21 protein-coding genes are annotated in these 19,138 nt (G+C 38.6%); 7 read left to right on the top strand and 14 right to left on the bottom strand.

The annotated features are described in order from the left end of the window. Nucleotides 1-33: 33 nt before the first annotated feature. From ACE1MS_RS08190 to ACE1MS_RS08180, 3 genes are all read right to left on the bottom strand, one after another. Nucleotides 34-1,995: a methyl-accepting chemotaxis protein gene (locus ACE1MS_RS08190; RefSeq protein ID WP_447402824.1), complete on the bottom strand. Its 1,962-nt coding sequence runs from the start codon at nucleotides 1,993-1,995 to the stop codon at nucleotides 34-36. 363 nt (nucleotides 1,996-2,358) lie between these two features. Further along, entirely contained in the window at nucleotides 2,359-4,038 is a 1,680-nt protein-coding gene (locus ACE1MS_RS08185) for a methyl-accepting chemotaxis protein (protein ID WP_012293926.1), read from the bottom strand. 156 nt (nucleotides 4,039-4,194) lie between these two features. After that, nucleotides 4,195-5,016 carry a hypothetical protein gene (locus ACE1MS_RS08180; RefSeq protein ID WP_447402823.1) on the bottom strand — a complete coding sequence of 274 codons (822 nt, stop codon included), beginning with the start codon at nucleotides 5,014-5,016 and terminating at the stop codon, nucleotides 4,195-4,197. A 104-nt stretch (nucleotides 5,017-5,120) separates the two neighbouring features. On the opposite strand from ACE1MS_RS08180, the gene ACE1MS_RS08175 reads away from it, so the two are divergent. Continuing rightward, nucleotides 5,121-5,675 (top strand): hypothetical protein, encoded by a 555-nt coding sequence (locus ACE1MS_RS08175; protein ID WP_031419605.1) that lies wholly within the window; start codon nucleotides 5,121-5,123, stop codon nucleotides 5,673-5,675. Nucleotides 5,676-5,714: 39 nt separating this feature from the next. Here the strand turns inward: ACE1MS_RS08175 and ACE1MS_RS08170 are convergent, their stop codons facing one another. From ACE1MS_RS08170 to ACE1MS_RS08140, 7 genes are all read right to left on the bottom strand, one after another. Next, a complete protein-coding gene (locus ACE1MS_RS08170; protein ID WP_012293922.1) occupies nucleotides 5,715-6,254 on the bottom strand; it encodes a DUF1572 family protein in 540 nt (179 codons plus the stop codon). Nucleotides 6,255-6,313: 59 nt separating this feature from the next. Next, complete coding sequence (locus ACE1MS_RS08165) at nucleotides 6,314-7,201, bottom strand: hypothetical protein (protein ID WP_289449202.1); 888 nt, start codon at nucleotides 7,199-7,201, stop codon at nucleotides 6,314-6,316. Then, nucleotides 7,194-7,706: a sigma-70 family RNA polymerase sigma factor gene (locus ACE1MS_RS08160; protein ID WP_447402822.1), complete on the bottom strand. Its 513-nt coding sequence runs from the start codon at nucleotides 7,704-7,706 to the stop codon at nucleotides 7,194-7,196. Before ACE1MS_RS08160 ends, ACE1MS_RS08165 begins: the two co-directional genes overlap by 8 nt. Nucleotides 7,707-7,817: 111 nt before the next feature. Next, the gene (locus tag ACE1MS_RS08155) at nucleotides 7,818-8,426 is read right to left on the bottom strand and encodes an SCO family protein (protein WP_012293921.1); all 609 of its coding nucleotides are present in this window, start codon (nucleotides 8,424-8,426) and stop codon (nucleotides 7,818-7,820) included. 104 nt (nucleotides 8,427-8,530) lie between these two features. After that, a complete protein-coding gene (locus ACE1MS_RS08150) occupies nucleotides 8,531-8,653 on the bottom strand; it encodes a YvrJ family protein (RefSeq protein ID WP_012293920.1) in 123 nt (40 codons plus the stop codon). A gap of 66 nt (nucleotides 8,654-8,719) precedes the next feature. Continuing rightward, nucleotides 8,720-8,944 (bottom strand): DUF2922 domain-containing protein, encoded by a 225-nt coding sequence (locus tag ACE1MS_RS08145; RefSeq protein ID WP_012293919.1) that lies wholly within the window; start codon nucleotides 8,942-8,944, stop codon nucleotides 8,720-8,722. Between the two features lie 14 nt (nucleotides 8,945-8,958). After that, nucleotides 8,959-9,174, bottom strand: coding sequence for a DUF1659 domain-containing protein (locus tag ACE1MS_RS08140; RefSeq protein ID WP_031419598.1), 216 nt, complete (start codon nucleotides 9,172-9,174; stop codon nucleotides 8,959-8,961). 121 nt (nucleotides 9,175-9,295) lie between these two features. Here ACE1MS_RS08140 and ACE1MS_RS08135 point away from each other — a divergent pair, with 121 nt between their 5' ends. Continuing rightward, nucleotides 9,296-9,724, top strand: a complete 429-nt coding sequence (locus ACE1MS_RS08135; protein ID WP_008175629.1) for a DUF2621 domain-containing protein — start codon at nucleotides 9,296-9,298, stop codon at nucleotides 9,722-9,724. Between the two features lie 841 nt (nucleotides 9,725-10,565). Here the strand turns inward: ACE1MS_RS08135 and ACE1MS_RS08130 are convergent. From ACE1MS_RS08130 to ACE1MS_RS08120, 3 genes are read right to left on the bottom strand one after another with little or no spacing between them, the layout of a single operon-like run. Then, nucleotides 10,566-11,060, bottom strand: coding sequence for a CcdC family protein (locus ACE1MS_RS08130; RefSeq protein ID WP_031419595.1), 495 nt, complete (start codon nucleotides 11,058-11,060; stop codon nucleotides 10,566-10,568). Nucleotides 11,061-11,084: 24 nt separating this feature from the next. Further along, entirely contained in the window at nucleotides 11,085-11,471 is a 387-nt protein-coding gene (locus ACE1MS_RS08125; protein WP_031419594.1) for a response regulator, read from the bottom strand. A 34-nt stretch (nucleotides 11,472-11,505) separates the two neighbouring features. Beyond that, nucleotides 11,506-12,216 (bottom strand): cytochrome c biogenesis CcdA family protein, encoded by a 711-nt coding sequence (locus ACE1MS_RS08120; RefSeq protein WP_031419593.1) that lies wholly within the window; start codon nucleotides 12,214-12,216, stop codon nucleotides 11,506-11,508. Nucleotides 12,217-12,556: 340 nt separating this feature from the next. Between ACE1MS_RS08120 and ACE1MS_RS08115 the strand changes: the two genes are divergently transcribed. From ACE1MS_RS08115 to ACE1MS_RS08100, 4 genes are all read left to right on the top strand, one after another. Beyond that, on the top strand, nucleotides 12,557-13,288 hold the full coding sequence (locus tag ACE1MS_RS08115) for a FadR/GntR family transcriptional regulator (RefSeq protein ID WP_036161291.1): 732 nt from the start codon (nucleotides 12,557-12,559) through the stop codon (nucleotides 13,286-13,288). 142 nt (nucleotides 13,289-13,430) lie between these two features. Then, nucleotides 13,431-14,147: a (Fe-S)-binding protein gene (locus ACE1MS_RS08110; protein WP_036161289.1), complete on the top strand. Its 717-nt coding sequence runs from the start codon at nucleotides 13,431-13,433 to the stop codon at nucleotides 14,145-14,147. A 14-nt stretch (nucleotides 14,148-14,161) separates the two neighbouring features. Beyond that, the gene (locus tag ACE1MS_RS08105; RefSeq protein ID WP_012293911.1) at nucleotides 14,162-15,592 is read left to right on the top strand and encodes a LutB/LldF family L-lactate oxidation iron-sulfur protein; all 1,431 of its coding nucleotides are present in this window, start codon (nucleotides 14,162-14,164) and stop codon (nucleotides 15,590-15,592) included. Next, nucleotides 15,589-16,305 (top strand): LutC/YkgG family protein, encoded by a 717-nt coding sequence (locus tag ACE1MS_RS08100; protein WP_031419589.1) that lies wholly within the window; start codon nucleotides 15,589-15,591, stop codon nucleotides 16,303-16,305. The genes ACE1MS_RS08105 and ACE1MS_RS08100 overlap by 4 nt, the downstream gene beginning before the upstream one ends. 129 nt (nucleotides 16,306-16,434) lie before the next feature. Here ACE1MS_RS08100 and ACE1MS_RS08095 read toward each other — a convergent pair whose 3' ends face one another. Next, nucleotides 16,435-17,730, bottom strand: coding sequence for an MFS transporter (locus tag ACE1MS_RS08095; RefSeq protein WP_036167908.1), 1,296 nt, complete (start codon nucleotides 17,728-17,730; stop codon nucleotides 16,435-16,437). A 124-nt stretch (nucleotides 17,731-17,854) separates the two neighbouring features. Here ACE1MS_RS08095 and ACE1MS_RS08090 point away from each other — a divergent pair, with 124 nt between their 5' ends. After that, nucleotides 17,855-19,108: a helix-turn-helix domain-containing protein gene (locus tag ACE1MS_RS08090; RefSeq protein ID WP_012293907.1), complete on the top strand. Its 1,254-nt coding sequence runs from the start codon at nucleotides 17,855-17,857 to the stop codon at nucleotides 19,106-19,108. Nucleotides 19,109-19,138 lie beyond the last annotated feature (30 nt).

The following is a 19,138-nucleotide window of genomic DNA, read 5'->3' as shown; positions in this document are numbered from 1 at the left end:
CCCCTCCATTGCAATGAATGGAGGGGCGTTTTTTTAATATTTGAACTGACTAATCAGTTGTTTTAATTCATCGGCCATATGCGCAAGTGCTTGTGCCGAGGCATTGATTTCTTCCATTGATGCTAACTGTTCCTCAGTTGAGGCTGCAACATCTTCAGAAGCGGTTGCATTCCCTTTGGCTGAGAAGGCTAAATCTTCCGTCACTGCTGCTACCTCTTGCACTCCAGCAGACATTTGCTCTGAGGCAGAAGAAACCTCTTCCATTTTTGGCGTAATTTCATTCATACTTGTCATAATGACTTGGAATTTCGTAATGGCTTCATCAGAAATATGTAAACCACTTTGAACATCCTCCGTTACCTTAGCCATAATACTTACAGATTGCTCTGTTTCTTGTTGAATTCCGCGAATCAATTCAAAAATTTGTTTAGCCGAATCCTGTGATTGCTCGGCAAGCTTACGGACTTCATCTGCTACAACTGCAAATCCTTTTCCATGCTCGCCTGCTCTTGCTGCTTCAATAGCGGCATTTAAAGCCAGTAAATTAGTTTGATCCGCAATGCTTGTAATGACGTCTAAAATGGATGTAATTTGCTGTGAACGTTCATGTAAGGTTTGAATTTTAGCATTAGAATCAGCAACAGATAAATGAATAGACTGCATTTGATCCTTTGTATTTTGAACAGCTTGTCCGCCCTCATCTGCCTGTAATGTCGCATGCTGTGAAAGGTCCGTCACAGCAGATGAAATTTCAGCAATATGAAGAATAGCTGTTGAAAGCTCATGTAATGATTCTGCATTTTTATTGGCACTAACAGTTTGACCATCTGCACTTGATGCAACATCTTGAATCGAAATTGCGACTTTTTCGGTTGCTATACTTGTTTGATTCGCATTAGCTGTTAGCTCTTCAGCAGACGATGCCACTTCCTCTGCATTTTGTTCAATTTTTTGAATAAGCGTCCGTAAACTTTCCTGCATATCATTAAAGGCCATTCCTAATTGCCCAATTTCATCATTCGAAGTTATCGTAACAGTTTCTGTCAGATCACCTTTACTTATCGTAACGGCGCTATCTTTTAATGCTTTAATTGGTTTAATGACAGCCTTCATCACGAAGTAGAAGATTATAGAACTAATAACGACAGCTGCAAGTAGCACTATAATGGTGTGAGTTAAAATCGATGAAGCCGATTCATCAATTTCCTTGGAAAAGATGGTACCTGTGATTTTCCAATTGGTTACTTCATTCGTCGTATAGAATAAAATACGATCATCGCCGTTAAAGACGTATTCATAGGTGCCAGAGGGACTTTCGTACATTTTATCGAGGAAACTTTCTTTTATCTTGCCACCCGCTTCGAGGGTAGGATGGGAAATGACCAGATTGTCTTCCCCAAAAATAGAGGGATAACCATTTTTCCCAATTCGAATGGAATCTGCAATTTTTTGAAGGTTTGTTAATTTAATATCAATAGCGACAACCCCTGACTGGTCCTTAATCTGTTTAGCCACCGTGACAACCATATCACCTGTTCCCGCATCCTTATACGGGTTAGTAATTAAAGTTTCACCTTTTAAAGCCGTCGCTTGTTTATACCAATCTCGATCTAATGGATTATAATCCGCATCATTCAATCTGGGTACTTGAGAAAACGAACCATCATTTGTTCCAACATAAATACTTAAAACGTCTGGATTAAGCTGTCCATATTGTTTAAACTTTGATTCAATAGACGTTTGAGATTGCTTAAATTGCTGTGCATCTATTTCACTACTAAACACTTGAATGTCATTCATCTTATCAGTAATCGTTTGATCAATTAGCTTATTTAGAATTCCTACACTTTCATTGGCGCTAAATAAGATTTCCTCTTCAATGGAATCCTTAGCTGATAAATAAGATAAACTACCTACAGATATAACAGGAATTAGTAATACTAGCGCAAATAGCGTATAAAGCTTGCCCTTAAAACTGCTAAATATTTTCTTCATATATTATTCTCCTTTTGTTTCTTGAAGTGAAAAATATCACTTGTCAGCCTGATATTTGCTACAACCGTTCCCACTCTGTATCTGTTTTACATCTCTCCCATAGCTTTTATCGGATGAAATATTATTTTTCAAACATAATTATGATTTTTTTATTATTCAGTCTTTACAGATACTCTAAATCCCTGTAATTGTCAGGAATAACTTCCTATTAGCCCACAACTTACTAATCAATAGCTACACGCTGAAATGGCTTCTATTGGTCTAGACTTTATAGAAATTGGAACTGCTGAACTGATAAAAAGGTAATAAAAAGAGGTTGTCCAATGATTTATTTAACCAGTAGACCCCTCTTTTATCCTGAGCTTAATATTTAAATGTTTGTATCGATTCCTGTAAATCTATCGCCATTTTCGCTAAATGTGTGGAAGCCGCCGCTACTTCCTCCATTGCCGCATTTTGCTCTTGGGAAGAAGCGGCAACGCTTTGCACATGACGGCTTGATTTCATAGATACCTCACCTATGTAGTCAATTTCTTGGACAAGCTGTTCAATATCTTGATGGATGGTACGAATAGCTGCGGTAACTAACTCCGTCTGTGCTTGAACATCATTAATAGCATCATCAATTTGTATAAAATTATCTCTTGCCACATTAACCTTATCCCGACCTACATGCACCGAATCATTGCTATTGACCATATCTTCTTCAATTATTCTTGTACTGTCAGTAATTTGAGCTACTACTTTTTCAATTTCCACTGCTGCAAGATTAGACTCATCTGCCAGCTTGCGTACTTCCTCAGCGACAACGGCAAACCCTTTCCCATGTTCACCGCTTCGTGCCGCTTCAATAGAGGCATTGATAGCAAGTAAATTGGTCTGCGTCGCAATACTTTTAATGACATTTACAGCTGCTACAATAGCTGCTGAATTATCATCTAAATCCTGGACACGCGTATTTAATTCACTCGTATTGGCTGAAATTTCATCCATTTGTACCGTTGCATCGTGGACAGAAGAACGACCTAAACTCGCCATATTTTTCGTTTCGACGGTTGCATCATTAACATTTTGAATGCTAGTGGAAATATCATTCATTTTCTTCAAAATATGGGCCGATAAATTCCGTACATCACCTGTTAAAGTATCCTGCTCTTCAATTCCATGTGCAATATCTTGAATCGACTCTGTGACAACCTCCGTTGCCTGTGTGACCTCCATACTACTTGCCGTTAGCTGCTCAGAGGTCGCTGCCACTTGTTCAGAGGAATTTCCTACTTGCTTCATCATCTGACGAAGCTTTTCTGACATTGTATTGAATGACTCGGCTAGGTGAGCAAATTCATCCTTTGTTTTGAATTGAAGATGGGTGTTTAAATTCCCCTCTGAGAATGTATCCATTTCACTGACCGTTTGTTGGATATTTTTAGCAATCCTTCTACCAAATACAGTGGCAATAATGATGCTAATGAGGAGAGAAATTGCCGCCAATATCAATATTTCAATACCACTTCTTTCCCCTTTTTGCTTGGTCGCCTCTATATGTGCTAGCATGTCTTCCTGCTGTGCAGTGGCCATCGTCTTTCCAAAGACTACAAGTTTCAAAGAGCCCTCTCCTAAAATCGGCAAGGCTACTTGCTGAGCCTGTTCTATTTCGCCACGTTTATAAAGCGGAATAATCTGTCCATCTATCGCCTTTTCCCAATCATCAAGCTGTTGTAAAAATTGTTCAAAATCTTGATTGCGAGCGCCTATTTCTTGAAGGCGATTAATGGATGTATGTAAGGTATTCCGAATTTCATGATGATTGTTTAACATTTCTTCCTTACCATATAATATATATCCTCGAATAGCTGCGTTTGCACGCACAGTTTGGAACGAGATATCTTGATATAGATGGATTAATTCCGTATTGTCTTCGATTTCAGCTAGTGTCCTATTATTATTAGTTAAGAAATACATCGCAATGGCTGTAATCATTAATAAGAAGGCTAGCACGATACCAAAAGCAATTTGTAGTTTACGTTCCACAGTTAATCTCATATGATTCCCTCAATTCTACTGTAATCACCATTGAGTATATCCTACCTAAATCTATTATCCTATAAAATATGTACCTTTTCTCACAAAATATCGCTAAAATTTAACAATAATGAAAACTCCACCTGAAAACTATTGACAATAATATCCACTATTACGCTAGTTTAAATAGGAATTAATCCATTGAAAGCCATGTAGATATAACCAAAAAAGTGGGAGAAGTAATACCATTTTCACGAAAAGCCCCCTTTTTTCCACATATTCACGAATACCTGAAGTAAGCATCAGGACACTTAGTAATAATAAGCTATGCTGAGCCCCATATATTTGCATCGTAAATGTGATCGTTAATGGCAGGAGGACAGGAAGAATAAAATCAGAAGCGAGTCTCTTCTCCTTTTCTTTCATCAAGTTTTGCTGATCAGTTTTCGATGTACCTCCTATTAATTGCTTTGCCAGCATATATGCTAGACTAAAAAATAAAATTGTATACATAATAAATAATAACCATGGCGTTCGGCTTTCTTCATTCAATAAAAGAAAATAATCTACCACTTCTTTAGTTTGTAGTTTATAATACTGCATCGTTTTCTGATCCATGAAGAATAATTGTTCGTCGTCCACCATCACCTTAACAGCCATTTCCTTTCCATTATCGAAACGAATATATAAATCACTCGTTGGGGTAGGTTCGGTTGGTCGACTGGTCGGGACTTTTTTGGTCTGTAAAGCTTGTTGCAGGTGTTCTGTATCTTTCACCTCATAACGGTTAAGGTAGAACACTTGCTTTAATGGATATAAATATTGCTCCTTGCCATCATTTCCAGACATATACCATGCCTGCTCAATCGTTTGAAAATGACTATGCGGAAGGGTTACTAGTTCGTCTCTTTGCATTTCATTGTTCAAAAACAGCAGGAGGGTGATGAGGCTAAGCGTAATGCCAAGAATTAGTGTAAGTAAATGTCCAACCCGATTCATTGCTTATACTCCTTTACTCTTTACATATATAGTAATTATTGTAATATACGGTTTACCCATCCAATAAGTTTCATCTATACTAAAGGATGGAGGTGGAACGGGAAATGAGCAAGCCAGAATTATATGTTAATTTAGTAGTAGGACCTGATTGTGATTTCGAATCAATGGCCATCCGAGCCGCACTTGAATCCTTTGGTGCAAGGGTAACGCTTCATTTGATTGGTAGACCAAATGATTTGATTGATGTCTTATCGGGCATTGATCTTCATGGCAAAATGGATTATCTCATTTTGAATTTTCACGGAGATGAAGGACGCTTTTGTCTGCCTGAGTTAGGGGAGGATGTGTATGAAGACGATGAACCAAAGAGTTTGTACTTTGGTCCATTGGATATACAAACTTATAGCCGCCTACAGGGTGTAAAGGTTATTGCCGCAGGCTGTACATTAGGGTGGAAACAGCTCGCAACAGCATTTTTAGAAAGTGGCTGTCACTCCTATTTAGCACCAGATGATTATATCGATGGTAACGCAAATCTTATGTTTCTTATTCGCTTTTTCTATGAGATCATCTCTCATCATAAAAATCAGCAGGAAGCATATGAACTAGCTCAAGCCATTGATTCGGAGACGGCAATGTACAAGCTTTATGTATCATAAAAAAAGATCGTAGCAACTAAAAGATTGCTACGATCTCTCTTATTTTTCGTGGATGTTTTCAAGCATAGCCTTGTTAAACGTTTGCGACTGTCCTCTCGCTATACTTAACGTTTGCCAGTCAGATCCCTTTACTTGCTTCGCGATATATATAATTTGACCAATATGCTGTGAATAATGAGCCATTTGTCTTTCTATCGCATCGATTACCGCTAGCTTTTCCCCTCTGATTGTGACATGTCCCTGCAAATCGGATTCTGTAATACTTGCCAAAGCATCTAAAAATACTTGCCAGCCCTCTTCCCAGACCGCGAGAATTGCTTCTTTTGTATAAAGACTATTGATAAACTCATCATCCCGATTTCGTGTAGTTTTCTCACCATCTGTCGTTAAAAAATCAGTCCAGCGCGAAATCATATTACCACTAACATGTTTAACAATGACCGCGATACTATTGGATTCTTCATTATACGCCCAGTGCAGTTCTGCCCCCTCCAATTGATCCAGTGCCTTATCGCCTAACTCTTTCACACTTTTAAATCTCTTTTGAACAACCTGTAAATACGTTTCCGCAATCGTCATAGTCGATCCCCATCCCCTCTTTTTTATTATTATAAATGGAAAATCTTACTGTTTACCAGCTATTTACCAAGAATAAATTCCTTGACGATAGTTGCCATTTCTTCCTGCATTTCTTGTGGATCTCCATTTAGTTGGTAACCAATGTGATAGACATAGCCGTTGTAGTATGAATAGTATTCGTTGGCTCTTGTAGTCATTTGATAGATTCTCTTATCAGCTGCGTCGTAATTATAGTAAATATAAGGAAAACCTTGATTTGGTGTCATCTCCCGAAATAACACAGGATTCATGAAATTTAATGCTACATTTGAAATCTTAATATCTGCAGTATCTTCAATATTTTGAGATTTTACATAGTCTGCTAAGGGATTTCGATCGACATTTGTCACTGTAAAATTAATATATTGTAAATCCACGCCAGTGTAAGATTTTTCTTTAAAACTAAATTGGAATTGCGTTTGCTGACTACCATCATCCATTTTTGATGTTACCGCATATACTTCCTGAATATTCGGTTTAAATGGTAGATTTTCGGATTTAGTGAGATGGACAGCATTTCCCAACAAAGTACCTACTGATTGCATAGCCTCGAAGCCTTGAAGTGGTGCATAATATTTAATATTTTTTGCCTGACTTAAATAAAGTGATATCGGAAAAAACTGACTGTACGTTGTATCTTTTCCTTCTACTTCTGTATGAAATAAATCTGTGAATAGAAGTTTTTTTCCTTCATCTTTTACCTCTGTCGTCACCTGATCCATTGGCTGTGTTGCTTGCCAAGCAATGAAAAATAAAATAGAACATGTGATCATAACGGTGAATGCACGATATGTCCATTTTGACTTGGATGGATACGACTCTTGCTGAACATGGTGTCGAACCTTTTGAATAATCACCTCTTTATGTGCTGTGACATCCTGTAACACCTGCATGGTATGTTTATCCATGGTAAAGTACCTCCCATTCAATATGTTGTAAATCTACTCTTAGTAGCTCCTTCCCCTTCTTCAAACGAGACTTTATCGTACCCTCAGGAATTGTCAGTAGTTCAGCAATTTCTTTAATCGTCATTTCTTCTAAGTAGTAATAAACTATCGCTTCTCGCGGTTTGATGGGTAAGCGTAAAATAGCTTCATCTAATAAAGCATGTTCATCTTGAAGAATAAGTGCATCCTCAAAATTGGATTTTTGCTTTAAAAATTTATGTTGAAATTTAATTTTTCGATAGGCCCAGCTTTTTAAATAATCCTTGCATTTATTGATCGTCATGCGAGCAAGGTATGCCTTCAGTTCTCCTCGTTCCTCATAATGTTTTTGATGATAAAATTTAATAAAAACATCCTGTACAATATCCTCTGCTATTTGTAAATCCTTCGTATAGTAATAAGCAATACGAAACAAACTCTCCGTATGTATAGCCATCAGCTGCTCCAATTTTTCTATATTAGACATATACATTCCCTCCTTCTACACTATAAACGATTCCCAACCAGAAAAAGATTATTTTTCCAGATTTTAAAGGACATAAAAAAACCATCTCAAAAATTTGAGACGGTTTTCTATTTATAAATTTTCATCAATATATGTTTCAATATCAGAAGCTATTGTATCAATTGGTACATCTTCAATATTTTCAGCGAAGCCATTATACATTTTAACGATTGTTCCCTCTTTATCAACTAGGAAAAATTGATTACCATGGATAACTTGATCACTATTAGGATCATTTTTCACTAAAATTTTCGTATTTTTAACCGCAAACTGTTCAATATACTTTTGTGAATACCCTGTAAGAAGATTCCACTTAGAATCATCTGGCACATTATATTTACTAATATAGTTGGCTAATACTTCTGGCGTATCAACATCTGGATCTACAGAAAAGGCGACGATATTATAATCCTCTACCCCTTTTTTCTGAAGCTTTTCTTGGACTTGTGCCATATTCAAGGACATTGGTGGGCAAATCGATACACAATTCGTGAAAATATACATACCGATCCATGGCTTGCCTTTTAAACTTTCAAGTGAAACCGTCTCTCCACGCTGATTGACATGTTCAAAATCAGGTATCTCTAAACTATAATCTGCTTTAAATTTAGAATTCCCGCAGGCACCTAGCACAGTCACACAGGCTAAAAGCAATACTAGCCCCATTCGTTTATGTTTCATGTTAACACTCTCCCTAACCTACACTATCCTCATCCTAACTTAGGCTGTAAGCGTTGACAAGAACCTCTAGGTGACAGCTTTCGTACATATTTGTGAAATTAATTTCATTTTAAGGAAACAAGTGCCTCATGAATCGCATCTAGCTTTACCTCGACACGGTGTAATAAATAAAAGGACACTAAAATCGGAAAACCAATATCCGATATCATGTTTAACCACTGTTCCATTGCTATGCCCCCTCTCACTAGGTAAAAATGGCCTTTGCAGTTCTCTTAGCAAAGACCATTTTTTCATTATTCTGTTGCTACATCGAATTCTATTACCTTTCGTTCTACAATGCGTGCACCTTTGATAGCTGTCAATGCTCCAGCTTGTCCAGAAAATACATTTTTAGCCATAATAGTTTTCATGACCTGTTGAATGTCAGCTGCTGTTACTGTTGGCTTTGGAGCATCAATCGTAAGCATGGATGTTTTACCATCCGCTGTAACAAATTGTAACTCTAAAACTTGTGTCATTTTGTCATCCCCCCTTAAGATAATTCGCTTGTCTCTTGCTTTTCAATACCGGCTAATGCTTGTGATGAGAGACTGGCCATCGCTTGGGCGACAGCTACTAAATCTTCTACGCTATGTGTCTTAGCGATATTACGATACGATTTAGTAGTGTATGTTGGCTCGTTTTGCTCATTGTAGCCTTCCACATATTTCAGACGCAGTGTAGCTTGTAAAAAATTCACGTTCGCCATCCATCGTCACCTCCCTTCATACACTATATAAAGACGAATTGCTAAAAAAGGGACATTATAGGATGAATTTTTTTTCAGAAGCTTTTATAATAGAGTCAGAGAAGGCAAAGAGGTGAACGATTTGTTACAAGGTTGGTTTTTATGGTTTATTTTATTTTGGGTGGTTGTCCTCATTTCATTGATGGCGATTGGCGGCTTTTTCATGTTCCGCAAGTTTTTAAAAGCACTCCCAAAGCAGGATGGAAAGTCTGATTTAGATTGGCAGGAATTTTATTTAGATAAAACAATCCATTTATGGGGACAAGCTGAAAAAGAGTTACTCTATGAGCTTGTAAGTCCTGTCCCTGAGCTCTTTAGACAAGTAGCAAAGGAGAAGATTGCAGGGAAAATTGGCGAGCTTGCTTTAGAGGAAAAAGCACCTGCCATTAACAATGACCTCATTATTCGTGGCTACATCCAAGCAACACCTAAACGCGATCACAAATTTTTACGCAAAAAATTAGAGCAAATGCAAATTGACATCGCCCCCTACGAACATTTATTTGAATAAAGAAAACTACGCAGCACACAAGCTTGTGCTGCGTTTTTTAGGGGTACTGCTTTGAGCGGACCATCCTCATTTGGCGTTCTATCCACCCTTTTGCAACCTATCCGTCAATTCGAGCGTTCTATCCGTCACTTTGGCGTTCTATCCACCACTTCTGCAACCTATCCGTCAATTCGAGCGTTCTATCCACCTCTTTTGCAATCCTATCCATCAATTCGAGCAGCGTTCTATCCACCTCTTTTGCAGTTCTATCCGTCACTTTGGGCGTTCTATCCGCCACTTTTGCAACCTATCCGTCTATTCGAGCGTTCTATCCACCTCTTTTGCAATCCTATCCGTCAATTCGAGCGTTCTATCCACCATTTCTGCAGTTCTATCCGTCACTTTGGGCGTTCTATCCACCACTTTTGCAACCTATCCGTCAATTCGAGCGTTCTATCCGCCTCTTTTGCAATCCTATCCGTCACTTTGGGCGTTCTATCCACCACTTCTGCAACCTATCCGTCAATTCGAGCGTTCTATCCACCTCTTTTGCAATCCTAGCCGTCTATTCGAGCGTTCTATCCGCCTCTTTTGCAGTTCTATCCGTCACTTTGGGCGTTCTATCCACCTCTTTTGCAGTTCTATCCGTCACTTCGGGCGTTCTATCCACCACTTCTGCAACCTATCCGTCAATTCGAGCGTTCTATCCACCACTTTTGCAATCCTATCCGTCAATTCGAGCGTTCTATCCACCACTTCTGCAACCTATCCGTCAATTCGAGCGTTTCACCCTCCACGATGCATAACAAATTCGCCCCACCTCCCGAATTTAAAGCATAAAAAAACTACACTAGTTTGAGCACTAGTGTAGCTGGGGAATCGTTTTTTTGATTTTTTTAAACTGGATTAACATGGCAATTCGCCAAGGTACTAACATGGCGAAGGCTAGGATCCAGAACATGCCTGCTAATTCACCAACATCGATGGAGCTGCTTAGAACCATTTTAGCCACTACTCGGAATATTAATAAACCAAATAATATAAAAACGAATGCTTTTGAACGTTTTAAATAAATATCTCGACCTTTCACTTCAAATTTGGAAGTGGCAATTAAAATTGTCGAGAACACCATTCCTACAGCGGCTGCTTCTAATATTTGCATCGGTGGTACTCGGAATTGTTCAAATAAAAACATGAGTGCACCAGAAGACATCGCGATGGGCGGAATAATAATTTTCTTCTCATTTGTTGGCATTTTGGAAGCTCTCATACGTATAACCATGACAAAGCTACCCATTAGAATGGCCATAATGGTCGACCCAATAACATAATAGTGAGAAGGGATATTGCTCAACATAAAAGATCCTCCTCTAATGTCAAATTAGCAATTTTGACCAAGTAATTGGTCAGCCACGGCTCTTAATCTTTCTGGCTCAAAGGGCTTGGTAATAAAATCTTTCGCCCCACTTTCAATCGCTTCTACAATTAACTTTTGTTGGCCTAATGCTGTTACCATAATTATTTTTGCATTTGGAAATTCTGGGATAATTTTTTTTACCGCCGCAATACCAGTCATAACGGGCATCGTTACATCCATTGTTACTAAATCTGGTTGTAACTCTCGATACATAGCCACAGCTTCTTTACCATTTGCTGCCTTACCTACTACGTCATAACCCCATTCTGAAAACATATTACTGATTGCAACACGCATAAATAGCGTATCATCCACTACTAAAACTGTAGGCACATGTTCATCTCCCTCCACGTTAAAGTACGGTATGCCTCTTTAGTTTAACAAATTAAAAGCCTGTAAATCCACCGAAAATAGGCTGTAATATACGAGTAATATACGTTAATCCATCAAAGAATAACAAGATACCCACGGCAATCATGATATAACCACCGATTTTCACGATTTTTTGGCTATGTGTGCGAATCCAAGTCATTCGTGAAATAAAGAACGATAACACAAAGAATGGGATTGCGAACCCTAAATAATAGGCGAACATATAGCTAAAGCCCGCGCCTGGGTTTGTACTAGCCAACATTATAATAGAAGCTAAAATTGGTCCTGTACATGGTGTCCATCCTGCCGCAAAGGCAATACCAATTAAAACAGATCCCAAATAGCCAGATGGTCGATTTTTAAATTGAAACTTCCGATCCTTCATGAGGAAATCAATTTGTAGCAATCCAACAATCATTAAACCAAATACTACGATTAAAATGGCACCAACCTGACGTAGTAAAGTTTGATAATTCAGGAAAAACTCTGCCGCATAGGAGGCACTTAGTCCGATAATAATAAAAATAATTGAAAATCCTAGTAAAAAGAATAGTGTGTGGAAAATGGCACGCTTTTGTAGCATCCCTTTTTCTGATTTTAGCTCATCTAATGTCATACCAGTTATGTACGATAAAAATGCTGGATACAATGGGAGGGTACATGGTGAAATAAAACTTAGAAACCCTGCACCAAAAGCTAAAAATACGTTAATATCTGTTCCCATATTTTTCGATCGCTCCTTACAGTTACTGCAACCATCGTACCAAAAAAACTGATAAATTGCGCCCTTCCTGATTGTGAACGTTTCATGGCAAAATGATGAGATTTCTGAAAAGTCCTCCCAAACATATAAAAAGCTTAATAAGCTACTTCTGCATTATGCGCCGCTGTTGATTTTCTGTCAACAAAATTCGCCATTATTCTACATTTTTAAATAAGCTTACCTATCTCATTTTTTTAGCCAATGCACCGTTTTTTATACACTATTCAGGAGTAATTATCTGATCTTCATGTATAATATTCATAACAAACGCGCATTTGATTGAAAAAAGAGGTGTAGCTCCTTGGAATTAAAAAAAATAAAACCTAAAAAAATCTATGAAGAAGTGTCCGAAGTTTTGCATGAAAAAATAAGAGGTGGTGTTTTAAAGCCGGGTGATCGACTGGACTCGGTTGAACAGCTTGCTGAACAATTGCAAGTTAGCCGTTCCGCTGTGCGAGAGGCGCTTTCTGCCTTAAAGGCAATGGGATTGATTGAAATCAAACAAGGCTCAGGGACTTTTGTAAAGAGTGTGCCTCCAAACAGACTCGATTTTCCATTATCTACAGCCATGTTATCGAATAAACTTGATATTGCCCGTTTATTAGAAGTTCGCAAAATCATTGAGGTAGGCGCAGCTGCGAGTGCCGCAAACAACCGTACAGAACAGGATATTCAAGTAATGGTTCAAATCTTAGATAATATGAAGCAAGCCCATGGGGATGGTGAACTTGGTGAAAAAGTGGATTATCAATTTCATGTGGCAATTGCAACTGCCTCCCAAAACCCCCTACTTGCTACCATTCTAGATCAAATTTCTGGGCTGATGATTGATACAATGAAAGAAACACGCCGCATTTGGTTGTACTCTAAAAAAACAACAAGCGAGCAACTATATGAGGAACATATGAAAATCTTCCTTGCTATTCAACAGCAAAATGAAGAATTGGCCAAACAGGCGATGACCTCTCATTTAAGCAATGTTGAAAAGGTTCTATTACAATATTTTGAAACAACGGAATCCAACCTGCTTTAAAACAGCCTAGCTCTCGACTAGGTTGTTTTATTTTTTCTGAAAATTCCATCAAAACATCTTCTTTCTTTGAAAAGTTTGTAGTATGATACATATAACCAAAAGTCATCTGATGACCTGTTGTTTATAAAAAGGAGCGATGCATATGAAAGTAACTCTCTTTGCTACTTGCCTAGTGGATATGTTTCAGGGAGATATAGGGAAATCTGTTGTGGAAGTGTTAGAAAGACTTGGCTGTGAAATTGATTTTCCTGAGCAACAAATTTGCTGTGGACAGCCCGCCTATAATAGTGGCTATGTGAAAGAATCCAAAAATGCGATGAAAAGAATGATTACTGCCTTCGAGCATGCTGATTACGTCGTCTCCCCCTCTGGTTCTTGTGTTTATATGTTTAAGGAATATCCAGAGATTTTTAAGGGAGACCCTCTATGGGCATCAAAAGCAAAGGCATTGGCAGCCAAAACGTATGAGTTTACTGAATTTATTGTCCATGTATTAAAGATAGAGGATGTTGGAGCCCATTTAGAGGGCAAAGCTACATACCATACTTCCTGCCATATGACTCGCCTCCTTGGAGTGAATGAGGCTCCTATAAAGTTATTACAAAATGTCGATGGTTTGCAGTATGTGGAGCTCCCAGGAAAAGATAGGTGCTGTGGGTTTGGTGGCACATTCTCTGTCAAAATGGGCAATATATCTGGCGAAATGGTTCAAGAAAAGGTCCACCATGTAGAAGAGACAGGGGCGGATTATTTAATCGGAGCAGATGCTGGCTGTTTAATCAATATGGGTGGTCGTATTCATCGCCAAGGAAAGCCAATTAAAGTAATGCACATTGCAGAGGTTTTAAATTGCCGATAGAAGGAGGAACATTCATGGCCATGAAAACTAGTAATAATCGCTTTCAGGACCGTGTCACAAAAGAGCTTGAAAATCAATTTATGCGTAGCGCTGTTTCCAGAGCTCAGGACCGCTTTCAAACACGTCGTCTACAACAAACTCAGGAACTTGGAGATTGGGAGGAATGGCGTTCACATGGAGAGGAAATACGGAAACATGTTTTAGAAAATCTTGATTATTATCTATACCAATTAAGTGACAATGTTGCCAAAAGAGGCGGACATGTTTTCTTTGCTCAAACTGCACAAGAAGCAACAGCCTATATTCAAGATATTGCGAAAAAGAAAAATGCTGCTAAAATTGTGAAGTCAAAATCGATGGTAACCGAGGAAATAAACCTTAATGCTGCATTAGAGGAACTAGGCTGTGAAGTGATCGAAACGGACTTAGGTGAATACATTTTGCAAGTTGCTGATCACGAGCCCCCATCCCATATTGTAGCTCCTGCTCTGCATAAAAATAAGGAGCAAATTCGAGATGTGTTTAAAGCAAAACAGGGCTACACTCAATCGGAAAAGCCCGAGGAGCTTGCTCTTTATGTGCGTGAAAAACTACGCGATGAATATTTAACTGCCGATATCGGTATAACAGGCTGTAATTTTGCCATTGCTGAAAGTGGATCGATTACGCTAGTCACCAATGAAGGCAATGCTGATTTAGTTACGGCTCTGCCAAAAACTCAAGTCACTGTAATGGGAATGGAAAGAATTGTTCCTACCTTTGAAGAAATGGAGGTTCTCGTAAGCTTATTAACACGTAGTGCTGTAGGGCAAAAGCTGACAAGCTATATTACTACGCTTACAGGAATTAAAGACGAGGGTGATACAGATGGGCCTGAGGAATTCCATTTAGTCATAGTGGATAATGGTCGCTCAGCCATTCTTGGTGGCGAATTTCAGCCTATCTTACAATGCATTCGCTGTGCCGCCTGTGTCAATGCTTGCCCTGTTTATCGTCATGTCGGTGGGCATACGTATGGCTCTATCTACTCGGGTCCGCTTGGTGTAGTACTCTCTCCGTTATTAGGAGGCTATGATGATTTTAAAGAGCTCCCCTATGCCTCAACGCTATGTGGTGCCTGTACGGATGCTTGCCCTGTAAAAATACCTTTACATCAGCTTATTCATAGACATCGTCAGGTCATTGTTGAAAATGAAGGCAAAGCACCCGTTTCCGAAAAGCTACTAATGAAGGCATTTGGCTTAGGAGCATCCTCCCCTACCTTGTATAAGATGGCTACAAAAATGGCCGCTCCTGCAATGGCTCCCTTCACGAATGACCATACGATTACTAAAGGTCCAGGTCCTTTAAAAGCATGGACTGAAGCACGGGATTTCCCTGCACCGAATAAAAACAGTTTCCGAAATTGGATGAAGCACCGCACAAAAGGAGATGAGGAATCATGACTGGTACCATTCAGCATCGAGAGAATTTTTTAGCAAACATTGCACAGCAGTTAGGGCGTTCCCCTATTACAACGCTTCCACGCCCCACGTGGCAGTATCAACCACAAAATCGTACATTAAAAGATGCCACGAGAGACGAATTACTAGAGATTTTCATGAAACAATGCGCCAATATTCATACGAATATTGTGATTTCCAATTGTGCCAAGCTTTCTCAAGATTTGCAATCTGTTGTGGACCAATATGGCGGACAATCCATCATTAGTTCTAGGGACGAGCGATTTCAAGAATTCGGACTATCTGAATTAATGACAGAAAAATGGCCACAGTCTAATATTCAGTACTATGAATGGAATTCACAGCAACCACAGGAAAATATCCTACATGCAGAAAAAGCCAATATAGGCATTACTATTAGCGAGATGACACTTGCTGAATCTGGGACGGCTGTACTTTTTAGCAGTAGAGATCAAGGAAGAAGTATTAGCTTCTTACCAGAAAAATCGATCATTTTAATCCCAAAAAGTACAATGGTGCCTCGTATGACACAAGCAGCACGGTGGATTCGTGAAAAAATCAACAACGGAGAGAAAATTCCTTCCTGTATTAATTTCATTACAGGTCCTAGTAACTCAGCAGATATCGAAATGATTTTAATCGTTGGTGTACATGGCCCGATTCAAGCTACCTATATCGTCATTGAGGATCGTTAAGCCCATTAATAAAGTAAAGCCTTTGATCTCTACTATGGCAGGTACTTAATAATACTCCTATAGTAAAAAATGACAAAAGGTATCGAGCATTTACGTCACGATACCTTTTGTCTATAGTCAGACATGCATTTATGTTGTTGAATGAGGGACACTTTTTGTTATGCCTTCTTTTTCATAATACTCTGGATGTGCTTCTTTTAAAATGGAAGTGCGTAGCATCACAAGTGAAATGGTAATGATAATGACACTCGTAACAGGTAAAATGATTGTGGCCGGTATTGCATCATATAATACGCCATAAACAACCATACCAATTGGCATCATAGACATTGCCATTGTTTCCATTAGACCGAAAACGCGTCCGCGGAATTCTTCTGAGATGATTTTTTGCATATACACCCCTATTGGCATATTTATCCCCATTTCAAAAATGGCAAAAATAAAGTAAATGATTAGGTAGAAAATTACAATCGCGATATAGGAAAAATTCGTGACTAACGGAATGATTGCTAAGGCGAGACTACCTGCTAACAGTAATAAGCTTATTTTTGAGAAACGTAATGGCGCTTTGACTTCTGGTCTTGTTGCAAAATAAAGAGAGGCTATCAGCATACCTGCTGCTCCTGATGCCTCTATAAAACCAAAATGCGTTGATTTTACTTTCAGCAATTCAATAATAATATATGTTCCTCCAACGGCAATCGCAGAAAAAAATAGATTAATCCATAATGCCACCCACATGATTGTTTTTATAACTTTTCGTTGTTTAATATAATGGAAGCCACCTTTAAGCCCTTCCCACACCTTCTCCTTCTTCACATCTTCCCCTCTAGTACTATAGAGTTTAAAATCCATTGTTGCCTCTAAGCAAAACGCCATGATATACGCTACAATATTTACCATTAAAAATATATCAATATTGAAAAATCCATACATCATGCCGCCAATGACTGGTCCCCCAATGGCAGCCACCGACATTGATAATTGATTAAATGACATCGCGCGCTGTAAACGTTCTGGATTTACAAGTGTAGCAATTGCAGATGAAAACGTGACCCCAGAAAATGCGGAACATATTGTATTAAAGACTGTAGCTATGTAAATAGCATAAACCGACATCCCTACCGTTTCTGTATAAATCAGTAATCCCCCTACGGTCAAAATGGTTCCTGCCTGTGCTAATAAAATCGTTCGTTTTTTTGAAAAATTATCCGCTACATAACCTGCCAAGGGTGCTACAAGAGCACGAGGTAACACAGAACAAATCATATTGGTCGCAAAGCTCATGGCTGACCCTGTCATGGCTAATATATACAGGCTAAAACCAAACGCCATGACATTTGCCCCTAACATGGCAATCATTTTACTCGCTGTAAAAGTCCATAAATGATAGGTCGCCTTTCTTAATTTCTCCGTTTCATTCATCTTAAAAACCCCTCCATTTTTTAGTTGAATTAAAAAGTTTAATTTTATTAAACAAAATATACCATAGCTTCCTCTTTTCACGCAAGAAAAAGTTTAATATAATTAAACAAAAGGAGGCGAGGCAGTGAACTCTCTAGGCGCACGAATTCGCAAATTAAGGAAAGAAAAAAAATTAACATTAGAGGCGCTTGCCGGTGATCGTCTAACAAAAGGAATGCTAAGTCAAATAGAAAATGAAAAGGCCAAGCCCTCTATGGAAAGCCTGGACTATATTGCTGAACGGTTAGGTGTCAAGGCTAGTGAATTACTCGAAGAAGTAGCACCCTCATCCATTCGTTCACTTTTAGAGCAGGTGGAAATTTTATTTGCAGAGGTAAAATGGGGAGACATAGTTCGCTATCAAGAAATTGTTGATTTAATCAAGCCATCAGTCGAGGGACTTCCTCATAGTTATGAAGCAGGCCGTTTATTGTATATATACGCTGTCACACAGTATGAAGCAGGATTAACTTCATGGGAAACATCCCTCCTACAAGCGCGCACTATCTTTAAAGAAATTAATTTACTTAGCCATTGGTTCAAAACATTCATCCTGCAAATGTCCATATTAGCGGGAAAACGTCAATATGACCTGGCCTATGCCTGTATTTTACAGGCACAAGAAATTATCAAACAAGAGGATTATCAGCTTGATTCTCGTGACGCTTTATTAATGGCGTATTATACAAGCATTTTACAGCTTGCCATCGGAGAACATGAAGAAGGGAAAAAATTAATAAACGAGACGATTACGAATGCTCATAAAAATCAGCTGTTTTATAAAATTGATGATATGTATCGTATAGGAGCGTATTGCGCGATGATTGACCATGACTTTGAACAAGCAGAGCATATGTTTATGAAGCTGGAGCAATATCGGGCTTTTGCTGAGCGCGCACTAGTAGATGCTTTCATCTTTATTTTACGAGCACATTATAATAATAATTACATGTTTAATTATGAGCAGGCATTAATCGAAATTGAGAGCTTTAATAAGTTGAAGCATGAGGATTTAGATATTTTGGATTCAAACTATTATTATGCGGAAAAAGGAAAGTCCCTATATTTACTCGGTCGTTATGAGGAGGCTAGAGCTGTATTTGAGCATTTTCAAAAAGCACCTAATTTTGTCAGCCATCCATATGATATTTTAGGCTTAAATGAATGCTTTTCCTATAAGGCCCTTTGCTATGCACATTTCGGGGAACTTACAACCGCCTATGACATTGCGAAAATGGCTTACACTGATTCACTGGATTTAGTTGATTTACCTTATAAACGCAAAATTGAAGAAGTCTATATGACAATTAGGGCACAAATTGATTCTAATTCCTACTAGTAAAGGGATTGCACTACTTCGTGCAATCCC

This window comes from Lysinibacillus sp. fkY74-1, from assembly GCF_053165895.1.
This window is presented reverse-complemented; position numbering and strand designations above follow the sequence as displayed.

Excerpts from the sequence above, each read along its gene's own strand:
- ACE1MS_RS08105 (WP_012293911.1), top strand. The coding sequence starts at position 14,162 with ATGGCCATGAAAACTAGTAATAATCGCTTTCAGGACCGTGTCACAAAA.
- ACE1MS_RS08100 (WP_031419589.1), top strand. The coding sequence starts at position 15,589 with ATGACTGGTACCATTCAGCATCGAGAGAATTTTTTAGCAAACATTGCA.
- ACE1MS_RS08185 (WP_012293926.1), bottom strand. The coding sequence starts at position 4,038 with ATGAGATTAACTGTGGAACGTAAACTACAAATTGCTTTTGGTATCGTG.
- ACE1MS_RS08130 (WP_031419595.1), bottom strand. The coding sequence starts at position 11,060 with ATGTTGAGCAATATCCCTTCTCACTATTATGTTATTGGGTCGACCATT.
- ACE1MS_RS08165 (WP_289449202.1), bottom strand. The coding sequence starts at position 7,201 with ATGGATAAACATACCATGCAGGTGTTACAGGATGTCACAGCACATAAA.
- ACE1MS_RS08145 (WP_012293919.1), bottom strand. The coding sequence starts at position 8,944 with ATGACACAAGTTTTAGAGTTACAATTTGTTACAGCGGATGGTAAAACA.
- ACE1MS_RS08175 (WP_031419605.1), top strand. The coding sequence starts at position 5,121 with ATGAGCAAGCCAGAATTATATGTTAATTTAGTAGTAGGACCTGATTGT.
- ACE1MS_RS08190 (WP_447402824.1), bottom strand. The coding sequence starts at position 1,995 with ATGAAGAAAATATTTAGCAGTTTTAAGGGCAAGCTTTATACGCTATTT.
- ACE1MS_RS08095 (WP_036167908.1), bottom strand. The coding sequence starts at position 17,730 with ATGAATGAAACGGAGAAATTAAGAAAGGCGACCTATCATTTATGGACT.
- ACE1MS_RS08140 (WP_031419598.1), bottom strand. The coding sequence starts at position 9,174 with ATGGCGAACGTGAATTTTTTACAAGCTACACTGCGTCTGAAATATGTG.
- ACE1MS_RS08150 (WP_012293920.1), bottom strand. The coding sequence starts at position 8,653 with ATGGAACAGTGGTTAAACATGATATCGGATATTGGTTTTCCGATTTTA.
- ACE1MS_RS08155 (WP_012293921.1), bottom strand. The coding sequence starts at position 8,426 with ATGAAACATAAACGAATGGGGCTAGTATTGCTTTTAGCCTGTGTGACT.
- ACE1MS_RS08160 (WP_447402822.1), bottom strand. The coding sequence starts at position 7,706 with ATGTCTAATATAGAAAAATTGGAGCAGCTGATGGCTATACATACGGAG.
- ACE1MS_RS08180 (WP_447402823.1), bottom strand. The coding sequence starts at position 5,016 with ATGAATCGGGTTGGACATTTACTTACACTAATTCTTGGCATTACGCTT.
- ACE1MS_RS08120 (WP_031419593.1), bottom strand. The coding sequence starts at position 12,216 with ATGGGAACAGATATTAACGTATTTTTAGCTTTTGGTGCAGGGTTTCTA.
- ACE1MS_RS08110 (WP_036161289.1), top strand. The coding sequence starts at position 13,431 with ATGAAAGTAACTCTCTTTGCTACTTGCCTAGTGGATATGTTTCAGGGA.
- ACE1MS_RS08170 (WP_012293922.1), bottom strand. The coding sequence starts at position 6,254 with ATGACGATTGCGGAAACGTATTTACAGGTTGTTCAAAAGAGATTTAAA.